The sequence below is a fragment of the Pseudomonas sp. DC3200b2 genome, from assembly GCF_049895785.1.
GTDB classification, from domain to species: domain Bacteria; phylum Pseudomonadota; class Gammaproteobacteria; order Pseudomonadales; family Pseudomonadaceae; genus Aquipseudomonas; species Aquipseudomonas massiliensis.
Map to the genome: position 1 here is coordinate 1 of NZ_JAFCTA010000017.1, position 3,021 is coordinate 3,021.

The 3,021-nt window shown below is 56.6% G+C and carries 3 protein-coding genes and 3 tRNA genes; all 6 read left to right on the forward strand.

Annotated features, from left to right (window positions below; all coding sequences use genetic code 11):
* The first annotated feature begins 274 nt into the window (after positions 1-274).
* Complete coding sequence (gene birA / locus ACP691_RS21600; protein ID WP_426152288.1) at positions 275-1,234, forward strand: bifunctional biotin--[acetyl-CoA-carboxylase] ligase/biotin operon repressor BirA; 960 nt, start codon at positions 275-277, stop codon at positions 1,232-1,234.
* Positions 1,224-1,967 carry a pantothenate kinase gene (locus tag ACP691_RS21605; protein ID WP_426152290.1) on the forward strand — a complete coding sequence of 248 codons (744 nt, stop codon included), beginning with the start codon at positions 1,224-1,226 and terminating at the stop codon, positions 1,965-1,967. The genes birA and ACP691_RS21605 overlap by 11 nt, the downstream gene beginning before the upstream one ends.
* Positions 1,968-2,531: 564 nt before the next feature.
* Positions 2,532-2,616, forward strand: a tRNA-Tyr gene (locus ACP691_RS21610).
* Positions 2,617-2,639: 23 nt separating this feature from the next.
* A tRNA-Gly gene (locus ACP691_RS21615) sits at positions 2,640-2,713 on the forward strand.
* Positions 2,714-2,739: 26 nt separating this feature from the next.
* Positions 2,740-2,815: transfer RNA gene (locus ACP691_RS21620), tRNA-Thr, on the forward strand.
* Positions 2,816-2,896: 81 nt separating this feature from the next.
* Positions 2,897-3,021, forward strand: a 125-nt coding sequence (locus ACP691_RS21625) for a GTP-binding protein (protein WP_007925961.1), incomplete at its 3' end; no start/stop codon positions are given.

Consider the following 3,021-nt stretch of genomic DNA (forward strand, 5'->3'; position numbering starts at 1 on the left):
ATCGCCGATGGTAGTGTGGGGCTTCCCCATGTGAGAGTAGGTCATCGTCAAGATTCATTCCCAAAACCCCTGGTCGCCTCGCGATCAGGGGTTTTGTCTTTTGCGGGTCTGAAACGCCACGCGTCGAGCCGCAGGCTTCAAGGAACAGATCCAGGGCACCAGAAACGCTGCCTGCAGCTATTGCTCAGGAGTCGTCGGCGGGGGGGGGCGGTGTTCTATGCAAGGTGGGCGGTCGTCGCTATGATGCGGGCCTTACAATGGGGCGAGCGACTCGATGTCCAAGTTGTTAGATCTATTAAAGGATGGTCGCTTCCATTCTGGCGAGGCCTTGGGTAAGGCACTGGGTATTAGCCGCAGCGCCATATGGAAGCAGCTCCAACTCTTGGAGGCCGACTTGGGCCTAGTTGTCCATAAAGTTCGAGGACAGGGTTATCGGCTGGAAACCCCTGTCTCACTGCTCGACGCAGACTCGCTCAGAGCCAGTACTGAAAGGCTCGGCTGGGACCTGGAGCTCCACGAAGTATTGGACTCGACCAATGCTCAAGCCTTGCGCAGGGTGGCTCAGGGCATATCTCGCCCATTGCTTGTCTCGGCGGAGCGACAGGACGCCGGCCGCGGTCGGCGAGGTAGAACCTGGGCAAGCCCTTATGCCGCCAACCTCTATTACAGCCTGGTTCTTCCCATACAGGGGGGAATCAAAATCTATGAAGGACTAAGCCTGGTCGCGGCAATGGCTGTGGTCGATACTCTTCGGGCACATGGCATCAAGGACGCCGGGGTGAAGTGGCCCAACGACGTACTGGTCAACGGTCGAAAGATAGCTGGCATTCTGCTTGAACTTGTAGGTGATCCTTCGGACCACTGCCATGTGGTGCTCGGCATTGGGATCAATGTAAACATGCGCACCAGCGAGGCCATTGATCAACAATGGACCTCGCTTTACTTGGAAACGCAACGCCAGGCCGACCGTAGCAGGCTAGCCGGCCATTTGAGTGAATCCCTCGCTGGCTATGTAGCGCGCTTGGAGCGCTGCGGGTTCGCTGGCTTGCGAGACGAGTGGGAGTCCCTGCATCTCTGGCAGGACAAATTCGTGAAACTGATTTCGGCCCATCAGACGATCATAGGCATGGTACTGGGTGTCACTGACCAGGGTGCGCTGCGATTGAACATAGAAGGGCAGGAGCAGGTCTTCAGTGGCGGTGAGCTCAGTCTGAGGTTGAATCATGATACTTGAGCTCGATTGCGGAAACACATTCATAAAATGGCGCTTGCTGTCGGGAGCCGAAGTCAAGAGCGGAGGTGTTGCAGGCTCGGACGAGGAATTACTGGCGCATCTGGCAGCGAGCCCAAGCCTGCGACCAAGCCGTTGCCGTCTGGTCAGCGTAAGATCCGAGGAAGAAACCCTCGCCCTGACGGATGCGTTAAAAAAGCGTTTCGGGATAGATAGCCTGGTAGCGCAGCCTGCAGTCAAGCAGGCAGGCGTCAGCAATGGGTACGAAGACTACCAGCGTCTCGGGCTGGATCGTTGGGTTGCGGTGCTGGGCGCCTTCCGGATGGCCGATGGGGCATGCGTCGTCATAGACTTGGGTACCGCGGTGACCTCCGACTTCGTCAGTGCCCAGGGCTCGCACCTCGGCGGCTTTATATGCCCGGGCTTGAGTCTGATGCGTAACCAACTGCGTACACATACCCGACGCATCCGCTACGACGATTACTCTGCCGAACAGGCCAAGGCGACCCTGACACCTGGTCGTTCGACTGTGGAGGCGGTGGAGCGGGGGTGTGTATTAATGCTGCGAGGTTTCGTGCAGACGCAGCTGGATCACGCACGCGCCTATTGGGGGGATGATTTCGCGCTGTTTCTTACAGGGGGAGACGCAGTCTACATCGCTGATGCCTATCCTGAAGCCAGGGTAGTGCCGGATCTGGTTTTCCAAGGGCTGGCCATGGCCTGCCCCCTTACTTGAGGTCATCGGATGCGTTGGTTGTTCCTGCTCTTGCTGGTGCTCAATGGCTGTTACCTGGTGTGGAACCTTCAAGATGCTCCAGTCCGGGCAAAGCAGGTCAGTGCAGATACGCGCACGCGCTCGGAAGACTCTGGTCTACAGTTGCTGAGCGAAGCTGGCGGTAAATCTGCCTCAGGTAAAAGTGTCGAGTGTCAGTTCCTAGGGGGGCTAGGGGACCGGGCTGGACTGGAAACCCTGGATCAGGCCCTCCAGCTCGCGCAGGTCCGGGCGCAGCGGTATGTCATCTCGGAAGAGGGAGGGAGCTCGCACTGGCTTCGCCTTCCCGCAGGCGAGCGCCTGGCTCGGCATCCAGAGGCCCTTGAAGTGTCCAAGAATATCAATGGCTTAAAGAGTGAAATAAATCCATGCGAAGGCATTGCAACGCCTGAATAGTTTGAATAGAATGGCGCCCGCTCCGCAAGGTTGACGACCTGCAGAGTGCTGTCAAAGTAGCTAACCTCAAGATTTTAATGAGAAAAAGCTTGACAGCAAGGGAGGCAGAGTTGAAAATGCCGCCCACGTTCAGGAGGGGTTCCCGAGCGGCCAAAGGGATCAGACTGTAAATCTGACGTCTACGACTTCGAAGGTTCGAATCCTTCCCCCTCCACCAGTTTAGCGAGAGCTGCACGCTCCGCGGGTATAGTTTAGTGGTAGAACCTCAGCCTTCCAAGCTGATGATGCGGGTTCGATTCCCGCTACCCGCTCCAAGTTTGCTGCTGTTGCATAGTGTTACGCTCTTGTAGCTCAGTTGGTAGAGCACACCCTTGGTAAGGGTGAGGTCAGCGGTTCAAATCCGCTCAAGAGCTCCATTTTAGAGGCAGATATGAAAATATCTGCCTTTGTTTTATAGATCATGTGTCTTGCTTAATTCTTCTGCGGGGGATGGTTAGATGGCAAAGGAAAAGTTCGAACGGAACAAGCCGCACGTCAACGTCGGCACCATCGGTCACGTTGACCACGGTAAAACCACTCTGACCGCTGCTCTGACCCGCGTCTGCTCCGAAGTCTTCGGTTC